This window comes from Flavivirga spongiicola (assembly GCF_030540825.1).
GTDB lineage: Bacteria > Bacteroidota > Bacteroidia > Flavobacteriales > Flavobacteriaceae > Flavivirga > Flavivirga spongiicola.
In genome coordinates, this window is the sequence record NZ_JAUOEO010000001.1 from 3,766,088 (window position 1) to 3,783,133 (window position 17,046).

The following is a 17,046-nucleotide window of genomic DNA, read 5'->3' on the forward strand; positions in this document are numbered from 1 at the left end:
AAGTAGGGCTGAAATAGATGAAAGAAGTATGCTAAATACCCTTTTCAAATAGATTCTTATACATAAAATAAAGCTTTTATACTTATAAACTTTTAATGAATTTAATTTAGAAATATATAGTCAAAATATAGCTGCATAAATCTCTTAACCAATTGCCAGCTTTTTGTTGCAAATTCAGCCCAATACTAAAATTAATAAAATAAAAAAACTCAGGATTCAATTCAATCCTGAGTTTTTAAAACTTATACAATTTATGAGATATTACTAAATTAGAGTTTTAAATTGAACATTATTTCATGAGTTCCGTTGTCTACATATCTTACGTCATTTTCAGAAACTTCATAAGCATATCCTATTTGCATTGTTTTTGATGCTTTGAATATTACTAAACCGCTTATACTTTCATTAACTCTGTATGCTGCACCTAAATTAAAATTACTATTTAACTCTAATATAGCAGTTAAATCAACAGAAAGGGGAGAAGCATTAACATAACGGAATAAAACACTAGGTTTTAGGATTGTATTTTCACTTAAAATAAAATGATATCCACCTGCTAAATATAAATGCTTTCTGTCTGCACCAACAGTGGCAACTCCATTATCTTCCTCTAACCTGTCTGGGCTTAGAATTTTAGGAATGGAGAGCGATACAAAATAATCTTCATGTTTTAAATATACACCTGTACCAAAGTTTGGATTGAACCTACCATTTAGATTCATCAATTTTGGGTCTGGCATGACCCCATAAGTTACCAATCCATCGGTATTTGCATCATAAGAATTAAAACCTGCTTTAACTCCTAAATATAAATCATGAGTTTCATTCAATTTTAAATGATACGAAAAGTCAATTGCTATTGAAGTCTGCTTTTCTATAAAGGTTTTGTCGCTAATTACCGATAAACCTAAACCCACATTTTTCCCTACAGGCGTACCAAAAATAAAGCTTTGCGTTTGTGGAGCTCCCTTAACGTTAGACCATTGGCTACGAATGTTGATACCTAAGTCTGTGGTTTCATTTGCTCCAGCATATGCAGGGTTTATTAAATTCATATTATACATGTACATCGTATAATTAGGGTCTTGTTGAGCCTTTACTAGAGTTGTTGTAAATAACACGAACAGCAAAGTGATTTTATATAATAATTTCATTTTCTTTGACTTTGTTTTTATTAATAATTGATAAATATCCAACCTTTTAATAGCTCCGAACCATTCCCTAAGTCGATCACATATAAGTAAGAACCAGGAGGTAATTTTTCTGAATTAGACTTATAAGTTCCATTCCAATTGTTTTTATAACTTTTGGTAACAAAAACCTCATGCCCCCAACGATTATATACTTTTACAACTGAATTAGCATAATTATCGATTCCTGGAATTATCCAATTATCGTTTATACCATCTCCATTTGGCGTGAATGCTTCGGCAGGAATTAATGAAGGTTCATTACTGTTAGGAAAATGATCATTGGAGTCTAAAACACCATCATTGTCGTCATCGTCATCCATACTATCTGGTATACCATCTCCATCATTGTCGTCTGGCGCACTATTTTTATCCTTACTATCTGTTTCTTCATCATTTTCTATTTCATCTGAATATCCATCTCCGTCATCGTCAGTATCTGCATTATCTCCAATGCCATCACCATCAGTATCCGTATCTTCAGAAGCATCCAATGGGAAGGCATCGTCTGTATCTGGTGTTCCGTCATTATCATCATCCGTATCTGCGTTATCTCCAATATTATCACCATCCGTATCTATATCTTCTTCACCATCATTATCATCATCCGTATCTGCATTGTCTCCGGTACCATCACCGTCTGTGTCTGTATCTTCGGAATCATCCAATGGGAAGGCATCATCTGTATCAGGTGTTCCATCATTATCATCATCCGTATCCGCATTGTCTCCCGTTCCATCACCGTCAGTATCTGTATCTTCGGAATCATCCAATGGGAATTCATCGTCTGTATCAGGTGTTCCATCGTTATCATCATCCGTATCCGCATTGTCTCCGGTACCATCACCGTCTGTATCTGTATCTTCAGAATCATCCAATGGGAAGTCATCATCTGTATCAGGTGTTCCATCATTATCGTCATCCGTATCCGCATTGTCTCCTGTGCCATCACCGTCTGTATCGGTATCTTCTGAATCATCCAATGGGAAGTCATCATCTGTATCAGGCGTTCCATCATTATCGTCATCCGTATCCGCGTTATCTCCCGTTCCATCACCATCGGTATCGGTATCTTCTGAATCATCTAACGGGAAGTCATCATCTGTATCAGGCGTTCCATCATTATCGTCATCCGTATCGGCATTGTCTCCTGTGCCATCACCATCTGTATCGGTATCTTCTGAATCATCCAATGGAAAGGCATCATCTGTATCAGGCGTTCCATCATTATCGTCATCCGTATCCGCGTTATCTCCCGTTCCATCACCATCGGTATCGGTATCTTCGGAATCATCCAATGGGAAGTCATCATCTGTATCGGGCGTTCCATCATTATCGTCATCCGTATCCGCATTGTCTCCCGTTCCGTCTCCGTCTGTATCGGTATCTTCTGAATCATCCAATGGGAAGTCATCGTCTGTATCGGGCGTTCCATCATTATCATCATCCGTATCGGCATTGTCTCCCGTTCCGTCTCCGTCTGTATCGGTATCTTCTGAATCATCTAAAGGGAAGTCATCATCTGTATCAGGCGTTCCATCATTATCGTCATCCGTATCCGCGTTATCTCCCGTTCCATCACCATCGGTATCGGTATCTTCTGAATCATCCAATGGGAAGTCATCATCTGTATCAGGCGTTCCATCATTATCATCATCCGTATCCGCATTGTCTCCCGTTCCGTCTCCGTCTGTATCGGTATCTTCGGAATCATCCAATGGGAAGTCATCGTCTGTATCGGGCGTTCCATCATTATCGTCATCCGTATCGGCATTGTCTCCCGTTCCGTCTCCGTCTGTATCGGTATCTTCTGAATCATCCAATGGGAAGTCATCATCTGTATCAGGCGTTCCATCATTATCGTCATCCGTATCGGCATTGTCTCCTGTGCCATCACCATCTGTATCGGTATCTTCTGAATCATCTAAAGGGAAGTCATCATCTGTATCAGGCGTTCCATCATTATCGTCATCCGTATCCGCATTGTCTCCTGTGCCATCACCATCTGTATCGGTATCTTCTGAATCATCCAATGGGAAGTCATCATCTGTATCAGGCGTTCCATCATTATCATCATCCGTATCCGCATTGTCTCCCGTTCCGTCTCCGTCTGTATCGGTATCTTCTGAATCATCCAATGGGAAGTCATCGTCTGTATCGGGCGTTCCATCATTATCATCGTCCGTATCGGTATTGTCTCCCGTTCCGTCTCCGTCTGTATCGGTATCTTCTGAATCATCCAATGGGAAGTCATCGTCTGTATCGGGCGTTCCATCATTATCATCGTCCGTATCGGTATTGTCTCCCGTTCCGTCTCCGTCTGTATCGGTATCTTCTGAATCATCCAATGGGAAGTCATCATCTGTATCGGGCGTTCCATCATTATCGTCATCCGTATCTGTATCATTTGGCTCACCATCTCCATCTGTATCCTGTAAAGCATCCAAAGTCATCGTATAACCATTGACACTTAAAGCATCCGATTGATCTTTTACTTTAAAGCTAAAAGAGGTATAATTCGTTCCATATCCATCTTGTGCTGTTGTATATACTAATTTTGTAACATCATCTATAAAATCATTAATCTGAACTGGGTTTCCATTGTATGTTAATGTTCCAGGCGTTGGTATTCCTGTTATTTGAATTCCGTTAAATCCATCTCCAGAATCGACATCAGTAAATGTAAAATCTGTTGCTTTAAAGCTATAAGCAACATCTTCGATAACTTCTAATGAGATATCTCCACCTTCCGGCGAGTCATTCTGCAAAGCAATATTTAATGTTGCTGTTACTGTCGCTGAAAAATTATTAGCATCTTCATATCTATAGGTAAAAGTATCAGTATCAACTTCATCTCCATTATTTTCATAGGTAAATGTACCATCCGTATTAAATGTAAATGATGCTGCATGTGATGGGCTATCCACTAAATAATAAGTAAGTGTGTCTCCATCTACTTCTTCATCATTAGTAGATACATCGTCATTTATTGTTGCGTTTTCGTCAACATTAAAATTATCATCATTAGCCACTGGTAAATCATCTACAGCTCGAATAGAAATTGTTATAGTTCCAGTTGCTAGTGTCCCATCATTGTCCAATTGATAAACCACGGTATCTGTACCATTTTCATTTTCATTAGGGGCATAAACAATATTATTATCTCCATCTACTGTAGCTACTCCTTTTGTTCCTTGAGTATCTATTGTTATAGTTATCGTGCCTCCTGCATTATAACTATCATTATATAAAACATTTATTGGAGAGGAATCTGTGTCTTCATCTGTTAAAGCCAAATCATCTTCTGCACTTAAAATCAAAGTTAAATTATATGGTCCAAAAGTATCGGTTCCTACATTTCCTGCCTTATCTTTAGCCTCTGCATGAATATACCAAGTTCCTCCTGATGAAAAGGATACATCTTTAGATTGGCTATTACTCCAGGACTTCCAACTGGCATCATCTGTTGCCGGTGGTGTTGTACTCTGACTTAAAACATAGCGCTGTACATCAAACCCACTTCCATTACTTTCATCTTGAAAGGCTAATTGAATGGTATCATCAGTGGTAATATTACCATTGGCAGGTGAAGCTGTCATGGTTGGATTTGTAGCATCATGGATAATTGTTAAGGTCCTGTAAAATGGTAAGGACCATACACCTGTATCTGTTTGTGTTCTAAGACTTATTATATATTCTGCACTTTCTGTATTATAAGCAGAGAAATCCGTCAATGGTGTTCCAGCATTATATATTTCAGTATCTACTGGGTTGTCATCCACATCATAAACTCTCTTTACTACGATCCACTCTTCTGCTGTTAATGTTCTACCATAAGGATCTGCAGAATTATTTCCTATAGCTATAGTCATACCTCCAGAATAGGTAGTTAAAACATCGGGCATAATATTAAATTGGGCTATAGGCAAATCATCATTACCACCAGTGTCTGTTGTTTTTTCAACATAGATACTCGTTGGTTTACTCCAAACTCCTTGATGATCCTGAACTTTAAGCATAATTAAATACTGTCCATCAGGCTGTCCTGCCGGGTTAAACTGACCGATAGTCCAATCGTTGGTACTTGAGGCATCCACAGACTTCCACTTCCATTCAGATTGTGCTAAACCGTTGTTAGCTCCTCCGTCTAAATCATAAGAGGTATTATTCAAGGTCCCTGTACCGGGATTATATGTAAAACTTGCTATTGGTTTTCTATGAAAGTAAAGCGTCGAAGGAGCTGTTGGCAAATCTTCAAATGAAAATGTATATTTTCCTGTTTTCTCGTAAAACTCTGGCACATCTTCTAGATATAAGTTATTCCAAGATACTTTACCTGTATTATTAGGATAAAACGTTTCGTCATGTTCTATTTTCCAACGACCATTAGGATAGCCAGCATTAGCTGTATTCGTTTTTAATTCAGCTGGATCTACAACTATTTCGACAGTAGTACCAGCAATAAAAAAGTCTCCGGCAGTTACCGTACCAAATTGGTATTGTTCATAAATGTACTGTGCTATGTCATCAATCCATGCCGCATAATTACTTGAATCTCTATTAATAAAGGTTCCTTGAGTATTATTCTGAGCTATAAAGCGTTCAAATTGTACCTGGTTTGCGTTTGTTCCCCAACCGAGGTAGTGTATATCTTCATTAATGGTTCGCATTAAAATTTCAGACAGATCCGAATCTATATCAAAATCGGCAACTTCTATATCGTCTAAGTTTACATTAAAACGCATAGCGCTGTTTCTCCATTGTGGTTCTCTTAGAACATCCTTGAATTTTTTTAAACTAAGCGTTGTTGCTTCAATATTTTTAAACGTTGCATTTGGCTGACTGTTGGAAAAGAATCCATAACTTCCTCCTAAATCTTCTGGAGCTGTATAATCAATGATCAAATTATCGTCTAACCAAATTTTTATTTTTGCACCTTTCACTTCAAGTTTTAAGTGGTACCAGGTCGTATTGCTACTGGGGTTAAATATAGTTGACTCTGCCCCTTGTACCCCTTGAACGTAATGCCTAGGGTTCGCTGTTCCATCATTACGAGTAATCTTATATAAACCAGTCGGAAAACCATGACTAGGGATAAATTCGGTTGTATTAAAAGTTCTAACTGCACCTGAAAAATTAAAAAGATATGAGCCAACAGGACCATTCTCCATTCCAAATGTTATACCTATGTCGTCATTGTCTCCACCTGAAGTCGTGACATCTACTTCTAAGGTATAATTAGATGAATCAAAATTAGGATCATAGAAGCCAGCCATAAGATCATTGTTGATTCTTCTGATAACTTTATCTGCATCTACAAACTCCCATGTTTGAGGATTATATCCCCATCTTGTCCAGTTGTTAAAAATGGCAGCTGCTTCTTCTGAATTAGAAGATATTGTAGTACGTTCAAATCCTTGAACTTTTAGTTTTCCAGCAGGAATACCTTTGCTTTGTAAAGCAGCATCTAAATCGGGTTCAAATGTATCTATATTTTGATTTGTTAAACCTACTGTTAAAACAACGTCTATATTCGGACCTTGCTTTACTTCCATGTCTACAGTTTGTGCTTTTGCATTGTACATGGTAAATACCCCTAATAAAGTTAGGGAGATACGGAAAAATATGCTTTTCATAATTTAGAGTTTTTAATCAAGAATAAGGTCTGTATGCGTTATACGACCTTTGGAACTGTAGTTAAAATTAAAATTGCCATCAAAAATTGATGTACAACCTTTAGCACTTATAACATTGAATTTTGCTTTCATACCAAGGGTTTCCAATAGTTTAATGCCTTCTGTATTATTCGCTAATGAACAGCTATAAACATAAAGGTTCTTTTCTTGGCCTGATGATTTTATAGTTCCAAGTTTTCCTAAATCCAGATTATTTTTAAGTGCTTCAACACCAATTTCGGTATTGCCAATTAGATATTTGTTCTCAACAGTTTTTAGAAAGAGATGTATGTTATTTATTTTTGTATCCTTTATTAACGAAGCGTAAATATCACCCCATAAATTATCGGCTAAACTAATTTGTAAAATAACATCAGATTTTGGAACTGATGCTATTAGAGATTGCTTATTTGGATAGTTTTTGTCAATAACTATCAGATTTTTCTGTTGCGAAAACATGGCTGTTCCTGTTAGCATGAACAGAAGCATTATTGCAAACGTGATTTGGTTAGGTTTTGATTTCATGAAATTGATTTTAATGGTTGTCTTTATTTATTTGATGTTTACTTATTCTTTTAATATGAAAAAACTTATGTTTAATAATTGTTTTATCTTATAGTTGTAATACGTTTTGTATTACTTTATTTATGTGTTTTGTCGTACAAATATATTGTTTAATCGATGAAAAACAATAAAAATGATGAAAAAAGTGTATTTCATCGAAAAAAAATGCATTTCATGGAATTTCAATAAATTACTGAAAATGTTGTATTTATTGACAGGAAGATGGTTTTTAAGAATGATTTATGTAGGTGAATATTTATTTTTTAATAAAGTGTTTTTTGTATAATAAGCAGGTGAAAACATGTTTTTTATAGCTTTTTTGGCAATCCTGGGTGAGGTAAAATACAGGATTTCGATTTTTACCTTGAGATCAAAGCCTGTACTCAATTTGATTGGGTGTGAAATCAGCAAAATACCGCTGTGACTCTGTCCTGAGGATAGTTGGTTTCAAGAAATTCTTTATTTATTCTTTGAAGATTTACTAGCTTTTATAAAATTCATCAATATACCTACCCTTTTTTCAAAAAAATTCCTCATATATATAGGCAATAATTTCTTTTATTTGTTAGTATAAAATTTTTATTAGTAAGGAAATTATTAATATGGATGAAAATATTAAAAAAATAGAAGCTATGCTATGATGCTATAGTTATTGACACAGAAATATCAGGGGGCTGCGTTAAAGAGGTGTTTGAAAGTGGTTTAAAATTTTAGTACTTAAAATAGGTAGAGCAATAGAGCATATAAAAGACTGCTTACCACAAATATAAGTGTATGGGATTTTAAATACAGAAGAATGCCTAGCAATTATGGTAGAAATAGTATAATCGCCAACATAAAGGAAAACCTAAAAGCCTAGTCATGATAAAAACCGAAGTCAGTAAACTGCCCTACACCTTGATAAGACCACAATATGCCTTTATGGACACATTGAATCTTTTGCTTGATAGACCCAACTATCTATCAGATGATGTTAAAAAGCACTGTAAAAAAGCCCTGAAAATTATTGGAATTATTTATGCCGATTTAGGCTATGACACGGGAACGAATCTCTTATCAAAAAAAGAATATGATCCTTTCTTTAAATTATTTCCTAGCATATATTTTAACAATCGAGAATTGATTCCTGTTAATATGATTATTGATAATATACAATTGTGTATAAAGGCTAATAAAATAGTAAGTGATGGCTCAGAATGAGAGAAATAATTTCAAATGAATTGTTCTTTAAGAGTTTATTAGTTTATATAAGATTTATTAATATACCTACCTTTTTTTCAAAAAATTTCCTCATATATATGATCAATAATTTCTTTTATTTGCTAACAAAATACTCTCATTAGATAAGGAATTATTAATATGGATGAAAAGGTTAACAAAATAGAAGCATATGATGCTATAGTTATTGGAACAGGAGTATCTGGGGGATGGGCAGCTAAAGAATTGTGTGAAAGTGGTTTAAAGACCTTGGTGCTTGAAAGAGGAAGAGCCATAGAACATATAAAAGACTACCATACTGCCCATACAGATGTATGGGATTTTAAATACAGAGGAACGCCTGATAATAATGATGTAAAGCAGCAATATAAGCAAGATAGGACAGGGTTTGTAACTGCAGAAAGTACAAAACATTGGTTTGTTAATGATTTAAAACATCCATATAACGAAACAAAGCGTTTTGATTGGATAAGAGGTTATCATGTAGGAGGGCGTTCATTAACATGGGGGAGGCAAGCTTTAAGAATGTGTGACCTTGATTTTAAAGCCAATAAAAAGGAAGGAATAGCTGTAGATTGGCCAATAAGATATAAAGATATTGAACCTTGGTACACCAAAGTTGAAAAATTTATAGGCGTTTGTGGCGAAAACTTAGGCATACCGCAGTTGCCCGATGGCCATTTTTCTCCACCAATGGCGCTGAATTGCGTAGAAGAATTATTTAAAGATCAAATTTCAAAGCACTATAAAAATAGGTATTTAACTATAGGGAGGTTTGCTAATTTAACAGGAGAAGCACATCATCAAGGCAGGTCAAATTGTATTTACAGGAATCGGTGTATGCGAGGATGTCCCCTTGGAGGCTATTTTAGTAGTAATGCTTCAACATTACCTGCTGCTGAAAGAACTGGAAACATGACTTTAAGGCCTAATGCTATTGTCTATGAAATTGTTTACGATGAAGACTCACAAAAGGCCAAAGGCGTTAAAATTATTGATGCTATTACCAAAAAGAAGATCGAATTTTCTGCAAAAATTATTTTTTGTTGTGCTTCAACTGTAGCTACAACTAGTATTTTATTACAATCCAGGTCTAAACGATTCCCTAATGGTTTAGGAAATGACAGTGGTGAGTTGGGACATAATTTAATGGATCATCATTTTAGAGTTGGAGCCTCTGGAACGACAACTAATTTTTCAAATAAAAGTTATATAGGAAGCCGCCCTGCAAGTTTTCACATACCTAGGTTTAGAAATTTGAATGATAAAGACTCTAAACAAAATTTTCTTAGAGGCTATTCTTTTCAAGGAAGTGCAAGCAGAACAAATTGGAGAAGGGCTATAAAAGAATTGAGCTTTGGGAAAACCCTAAAAGAAGATTTATTAAAACCCGGTCCATGGCGTATAGGGATGTCCGGGTTTGGGGAATGTTTACCTTATCACGAAAATAAAATGACATTAGATTATGATAAATTAGATGAGTGGGGCTTGCCAACCATAACGTTTGATGCAGCGTTTAGGGAAAATGAAATAAAAATGAGAAAGGACATGCAGCAAGAAGCTATTAATATGTTAACTGCTGCTGGGTTTTCTAATGTTAAAGGTTTTGATGAACCTTGTTACCCCGGTCATGCCATTCATGAAATGGGCACCGCCCGAATGGGGAATGACTCTAGCACTTCAGTACTAAATAAATACAATCAAATACATGCGGTTTCTAATGTTTATGTTACAGATGGTGCTTGTATGACATCGTCTGGAAACCAAAACCCTTCCCTCACTTATATGGCATTAACTGCTAGAGCTGTAAACCACGCTGTTAAGCAATTAAAAGAAAACGCTTTATAGTTATGAATAGAAGAGATGCTATTAAAAACCTTTCACTGACTTTTGGAGTTACCATAGCGACACCAACTTTGTTAAGTATTCTTAATGCTTGTAGCAATAATGAACAGGAATGGGTTCCTGATTATTTGAATAGGACACAAGAATATATGATAAGACATTTAGTTGATATTATGCTGCCAAAATCAGAAACCCCTGGAGGGGTAGAGTTAAATATTGTTCAGTTTATAGATAAAATGATCGCACATACGATGACTAAAAAAGATCAGCAATTATTTAATCAAGGCTATTTGGAGTTCGATAATACGTTTCACAATATTTATAAAAAAGTATCCTTAAAGGGGACAAAGGAAGACTATAAGACCCTATTGGAGATGTATTTTAATATATCTGAAGAAAAACAACAGTTAATCTTTAAGCAATTGGAATCAAATGTTCTAGATTTAGAAAAAAAACCGAAGCTTTTTATATATAAATTCCTCACTACAATTAGGTATTATAGTTTGCTGGGGTTTTACACGTCCCAAGAAATAATGGAAGGTCAGTTAAATTATAACGCTAATATGGGGTATTATGAAAGTTGTGTAGATTTATAATTGTATTTTGTACTTTTTTATGACATCTTCTACATTTGTTTTTTTTGTTTCTCTTTTTATTGCAGCAGGAGGGATACCAAATTCTTCTTTAAAACACTTTGTAAAGTATTTTGAATCTTTATAACCAACCATGTATGCCGCTTCAGAAATGTTATAACCATGTTGAATAATTAATAAGGCCGCTTTCTTTAATTTGAGAGATCTTACAAACTCAATCAGCGTTTTTCCAGTAATATCCTGACATTTTCTATAAATAACAGAATAACTCATGTTAAGCGATTTGGATAGTTCTTCTAGTTTAAAATCGGGGTTTTCTATTTGCTCATTCAATTCTTCAACGAGACGTACCATAAAAGTATCATCCTTAGAAGGCGTAGAAATATCTTCGGGAGAACTTATTAAATCTGTTTTGTATTTTGATAATGCTTTTTCCTTAGATGATAGGATATTATGTATTTTTAATAATAGCTCATAAAAATTAAAAGGTTTTTTTATGTATTCAATAGCGCCATATTTCAACCCTTTTATTTTTGTTGTAGTCGTATTTTTAGCAGTTAGAAGTATGATTGGGATATGCGATGTTACTTTCTTTTTTTGCAAAATCTTACACATTTCAAGACCATCGATAAGAGGCATCATAATGTCACTTATTATTAAATCAGGAATGTTATTTTCAGCCATAGCTATACCTTCTTTGCCATTGTTAGCTATAAGTAAATTATAAGTGTTATCTAAAACATCCTTTAAAAATATTTGCATTTCAATATTATCTTCAACAATGAGCAGCGTATACTGTTTTTCAGGGTTTTCAACAGTTTTTAAGTTGAGGTTTTTTTCTAATAAATTAAAGTCTTTTTCTAAAGTGTTAGATATGTGGTTGGAGTTTTCAATATAAATTTTCTCATCTTCAGAAAAGATAGTCTCTTGAGTAGACAGTTTAACAGAAAAACAGGTGCCAGCCTCGGGAGAAGAATCCACATTAATTTCACCATGGTGCAGAGATATTAATTCTTTTGTAAGAGCAAGTCCAATACCAATACCTTTATTGTGTTTGCCTAAATCGGTTTGATAAAAGAGTTTAAAAATGTTTTCAAGTTCTTCTTTTGGAATACCTGGTCCAGAATCAACTACAGAAATTTTAACAAATTGATCCTCTCTATTTAAAGTAACTTTAAGACTTACTTTACCTTCTTTAGGAGTAAATTTAAATGCATTGGATAACAGATTGTAAATAACATGTTCAATTTTATCTTTGTCGTACCATATATTAATAGGGGCTTCAGGGTATTTTTGAATAAAATCTATATTTTTAAATCTTGCCTGTTCACTAAAGGATACGGCGATTCTTTTTAAATCATCAATTAAATTATTTTTAGAAGCGAACAAACGTAACTTACCCAGCTCCTTATTTCTTACGGTCATTAATTCCATCGCAATTCTAGACAAACGATTGGCATTATTGTTTATCATTATTAAGCGCTGTTTTAATAATTGATTCCCATTCGTTCCAGCACGCTCTAACATATCTCTTATGGGACCAAGGATTAATGTTAATGGAGTTTGAATTTCGTGAGACATTTTAGCAAAGAAATTCATTTTAAGCGCATACAGTTCCTTTTCTTTATTATTATGCCAGGTTTCTTTTACTAATTTATTTTTTAACCGTATCCATAATACAATGCCGTAAATTAATAACAGACTACCTATAAGATAAGCTATATATGCAGGTGTACTGTACCACCAAGGTGGCTTAATATAGAGATCTATAGCTATTGGGTCTATATTCCATGCACCTTTTCTTGAACCAGCTTTTACTTCAAAAGTATAATTCCCGTAAGGGATATTTGTATAACTTGCTATACGCTCTTTTTTTGGTACGATCCATTCGGTATCAAATCCGTGGAGTTTATATGCATAATGATAATTAGTATTTAGTATATTATCAACTGCAGAAAATTGAAATGAAAAAGAAGATTGATCTGAATCCAATTTCAAATCTCTCACATACTCTACATCTTTTTTCACCTGATCGGCAACTATCAAACTTGCAGGCTTATTTAATATTTCTATATTATTTATGTACAATTTTGCAGTGGTATCTTCTTTGTCTATCTCTGTAGGTAAAAAAGAGTTCACACCATTTTCGTTTCCAAAATATAGAGTCCCATCAGAATCTTTAAATGAACTTCTCCTCACAAAATTGTTACTTTGAAATCCATCCATTTGGTAATACGATTTAAACACATCAAATTTCAAATTATAATGGTGAATGCCATTAATACTACTAAACCATAAATTGTTCGGGTTTTCAATTAAAACACTACTAATCACAATACCGTCAAAATGATCTCTATCCGCAAAAGACTCAAAAGTATTATTGATCAAATTATATTTTATAAGCATCCCGGAAGCACAAGAAATCCATAAAAACCCTTTATAATCAGGTACTAATGAGTGAATGTTATAATTACGTGAATCTCCAGGCTGCTTCACGTAGTAGTTATGCTTTGTAAAATAAGACTTGCTAATAGCGTTCAAATCTTCATTGAATTTAAACAAACTCCCCGGGTTTATTCCAAGCCAAATCGCGCCATTTTCATCTTCACAAATACTCATGGACATATTTCCAAATAACCCATTTGCATCATAATCAAAAATCGCTAATAATTCTCGTTGATCTGAAAAAACATTAATTGCGGCTCCAGATGTGACCCATATCCTGTTTTTTGAATCTTTGAATAAAGACCTCACGTCTGATGAGTAATTCCCCGATGAGTTTACAGTATTTATTTTGGTAAATAAGCTTGAATCTGGGTTAAAAACCCATAATCCTTTTTGATAAGTCCCTATCCATATATTTCCTTTGGCATCCTCAAGAAGGCTTTGAATGTACCTGCCTTCAAAAAAGTACTTTCCTCGTTTGTTTAAATCATATTGTACTTTGGTGTTATTTGGAAATACCCTGTTTAATCCCTTTCCATCTGTTCCAAACCAGAGTGACCCGTCTGAAGATTTTAAAATTGAAAGAACAGATTCCGGAGCGTTACTTTCCAAACCACTATAGTAACTTATTTTGTTATTGCTCTTAGGAAGAATATTAATTTTTCCTTTTTTTGCCACGATCCATATATTTCCTTTTGCATCTTCACTAATATGAGTAACTGTATTATTGCTAATTGAAAATTTATTAGTTTCTTCTTGCTTAAAAACATTAATTTTATCTGTTCGAGGGTCAATACTATACAATCCATCACCGTCTGTTCCCGCCCAAATAATACCTGAACTATCACAAAAAATGGAAATAAACATATGGTGTTTTGAATCAACACTTGAGGAATCAAGGTTATCATACTGTTTAATAGCCCCTCCATTTTTTGTGTCATAACTATATAACCCCTGCAACTCTGTAGCTATCCATAGCTTCCCATGTTCGTCATTAGTTATTCTTACATTTTGTGTTACATTATTTAGATGCGTATCTAATCGTTGTAAAACCTTGGTCGACAAAGAATATTTGTAAATTTTCCCGATAAAAGTACTCACCCATATATCATCCGGATTTGTAATGGCAATACTTTTTACGGTTTGATTCAATCCATTTATCTTAGGCAGTGAAACAATACTATCTATTTTAGTCGTATTGGAACGGTGCTTAAAAAGGGTCCCGTTAACTGCTCCAAACCATACATTATCATTATCTGGCTTAATGGCTGTAATTTGCAATGGCTCTTTATTATGAGTTAATTTCTCTTTATAAGAAACCTTAACGCCATTTGCCCCCAACTTTGTTAATTCTCCATTAAATGTAGATATCCAAATATTATCATGATTGCCCCTAGTCATTAAGTAATCCCGGTCTCTTTTGAAATTGGTACCAAAAAGTGTTTTATAGGTAGTTAAAGAAAAATCATATCCATCATATTTATAAATTCCATCACTACTGGATATCCTGATAAATCCAAATTTATCTTCTACAACATTCGAGGTAGCAGTAAAACCTCGATTCAATTTTATAAAGTTCGACTTTTCTTGTCCAAAACTTAACATGCTAACAAAAAGCATGAATCTAAATGATATTATAATTTTTGAGTAATAATTCATCTTAATTGAGAGTATAAGCCATTAATTTTAATAAAGAATTTTTTGAAACGAGTTATCCTCGAGGCAGCGCCATTGGGGTATTTCACTCGTTTCATATCTAATCAAGTTCGATATAACATGTAAACCTACGATGTAACACAAAACGGATATTCATTATTATGAATGGTGTTATTCAAATTTACATGTTTAGATTTATTAAAGAAAGGTTTAATGATCAAAATATCGTATATTTTATAGTAATACAGTGGTTAAATGACTGTAAATGACATATTAATCAAAAATGGTAGGCAAATTAATCAAAAGTGTAATTTGAACAAAATACAAGAAGTTTTAGCTAAATAAGCCTACTCTAATTAGTCTAAAATATCGACATATTTGTAATGTGCTGACAAGTCTATTAAAAGCATATAAGATTAACGCAAAATAAAATATAATGAATAAAAGAAGAAACTTTATAAGGAACTCGGCCATAGTTGGAGCAGGAATGGCTTTGGCACCAAATATATCCTTTGCAATAAATAGTGGTATAAAGACTGATAAACTAAAAGTAGGGATGATAGGAGTAGGGCTACGAGGGACAAACCATCTTGCAAATATGCTACGTAGGGATGATGTTTTGGTGACTGCTATTTGCGATATAGATCCAAGACGAATAGAGATAGCCTTAGATAAAGTTTCAAAAGCAGATAAAGAAAAACCACAGGTTTTTGGCAAAAGTGATTATGATTACAAAAATCTGCTAGCATTAAAAGAGGTGGATGCTGTCATTATAGCTACCCCGTGGTTGTGGCATACAAAAATGGCTGTAGACTCTATGAAAGCAGGTAAGTACACTGGATTAGAGGTGTCGGCAGCAAACACATTAGAAGAATGTTGGGATTTGGTGAATACCCATGAAGAAACGGGAGCACATTTAATGATTCTTGAGAATGTAAATTACAGGCGAGATGTACTGGCAGTTTTAAATATGGTTAAGCAAAATGTATTTGGAGAGTTATTGCATTTTACATGCGGATACCAACATGATTTAAGGGGTGTAAAATTAAATGATGGTAAAACAGCTTATGGTAAAGGCGTAGAGTTTGGTAGCAAAGGTATTTCTGAATCCGCTTGGAGAACCCAACATTCACTATTAAGAAATGCGGATGTATATCCAACTCATGGCTTAGGACCAGTAGCTACTATGGCAGATATAAATAGAGGCAATCGCTTCTTGTCGTTAACCTCGCATGCAACCAAAGCAATAGGTCTAAATAAATATATTGTTGATAATGGAGGTAAGGATCATCCGAATGCAAAACTAAAATGGAAGCAGGGAGATATTATAACCTCAACTATAGAGACATCTAATGGTGAGACCATTATAGTAACTCATAATGTAAACACGCCACATCCATATTCTTTAGGATTTAAAGTACAAGGTGTGCAGGGGTTAACAGATTTTGATTACCATACCCAACGTATTCATGTTGAAGGTGTAACAAAAGGACATGGATGGGAAGCCATGGATGCGTGGTTTGAAAAATATGATCACCCTTTATGGAAGAAATATGGAAAAGGAGCAAAAAAAGCCGGTCATGGAGGCATCGATTTCTTTGTTATGAATGCCTTTGTAGAATCTGCTAAACAGAATATAGCACCACCAATGGATGCTTATGATGCCGCTGCATGGAGCGCAGTAACACCACTATCAGAGTTGTCAATTGAAAATAACGGTGAACCACAAGATTTCCCAGATTTTACTCGAGGTAGGTGGATAAATCGTAAGCCATATAATTGGATAAAAGACACGTATTAAAAATATTAAAGAAATAATTCTTAGTAAACGAGAATGATAAAGTAACATAATTAACTAAA

Annotated in this window: 8 protein-coding genes; 4 read left to right on the forward strand and 4 right to left on the reverse strand. The window is 34.5% G+C overall.

Annotated features, from left to right (window positions below; genetic code table 11):
• Window positions 1–269: 269 nt before the first annotated feature.
• Genes Q4Q47_RS15050 through Q4Q47_RS15060 form a run of 3 tightly spaced genes read right to left on the reverse strand, consistent with a single transcriptional unit; the run spans window position 270 to window position 7,390 of the window.
• Complete coding sequence (locus Q4Q47_RS15050; protein ID WP_303307458.1) at window positions 270–1,154, reverse strand: PorP/SprF family type IX secretion system membrane protein; 885 nt, start codon at window positions 1,152–1,154, stop codon at window positions 270–272.
• A 20-nt stretch (window positions 1,155–1,174) separates the two neighbouring features.
• Window positions 1,175–6,826, reverse strand: coding sequence for a T9SS type B sorting domain-containing protein (locus Q4Q47_RS15055; RefSeq protein WP_303307459.1), 5,652 nt, complete (start codon window positions 6,824–6,826; stop codon window positions 1,175–1,177).
• 12 nt (window positions 6,827–6,838) lie between these two features.
• Window positions 6,839–7,390, reverse strand: coding sequence for a DUF4347 domain-containing protein (locus Q4Q47_RS15060; protein ID WP_303307460.1), 552 nt, complete (start codon window positions 7,388–7,390; stop codon window positions 6,839–6,841).
• Between the two features lie 900 nt (window positions 7,391–8,290).
• Here Q4Q47_RS15060 and Q4Q47_RS15065 point away from each other — a divergent pair.
• The 3 genes from Q4Q47_RS15065 to Q4Q47_RS15075 all read left to right on the forward strand — a co-directional run bounded on the left by Q4Q47_RS15065 (window position 8,291) and on the right by Q4Q47_RS15075 (window position 11,088).
• Window positions 8,291–8,629 carry a hypothetical protein gene (locus Q4Q47_RS15065; protein ID WP_303307461.1) on the forward strand — a complete coding sequence of 113 codons (339 nt, stop codon included), beginning with the start codon at window positions 8,291–8,293 and terminating at the stop codon, window positions 8,627–8,629.
• Window positions 8,630–8,788: 159 nt separating this feature from the next.
• The gene (locus Q4Q47_RS15070) at window positions 8,789–10,495 is read left to right on the forward strand and encodes a GMC oxidoreductase (protein ID WP_303307462.1); all 1,707 of its coding nucleotides are present in this window, start codon (window positions 8,789–8,791) and stop codon (window positions 10,493–10,495) included.
• A 2-nt stretch (window positions 10,496–10,497) separates the two neighbouring features.
• Window positions 10,498–11,088 carry a gluconate 2-dehydrogenase subunit 3 family protein gene (locus tag Q4Q47_RS15075; protein WP_303307463.1) on the forward strand — a complete coding sequence of 197 codons (591 nt, stop codon included), beginning with the start codon at window positions 10,498–10,500 and terminating at the stop codon, window positions 11,086–11,088.
• On the opposite strand, the gene Q4Q47_RS15080 is transcribed toward Q4Q47_RS15075, so the two are convergent.
• Window positions 11,083–15,189 (reverse strand): two-component regulator propeller domain-containing protein, encoded by a 4,107-nt coding sequence (locus tag Q4Q47_RS15080; RefSeq protein ID WP_303307464.1) that lies wholly within the window; start codon window positions 15,187–15,189, stop codon window positions 11,083–11,085. The two genes, Q4Q47_RS15075 and Q4Q47_RS15080, sit on opposite strands and share 6 nt — an antisense overlap.
• Window positions 15,190–15,622: 433 nt before the next feature.
• Between Q4Q47_RS15080 and Q4Q47_RS15085 the strand changes: the two genes are divergently transcribed.
• The gene (locus Q4Q47_RS15085; RefSeq protein WP_303307465.1) at window positions 15,623–16,987 is read left to right on the forward strand and encodes a Gfo/Idh/MocA family protein; all 1,365 of its coding nucleotides are present in this window, start codon (window positions 15,623–15,625) and stop codon (window positions 16,985–16,987) included.
• Window positions 16,988–17,046: the final 59 nt, after the last annotated feature.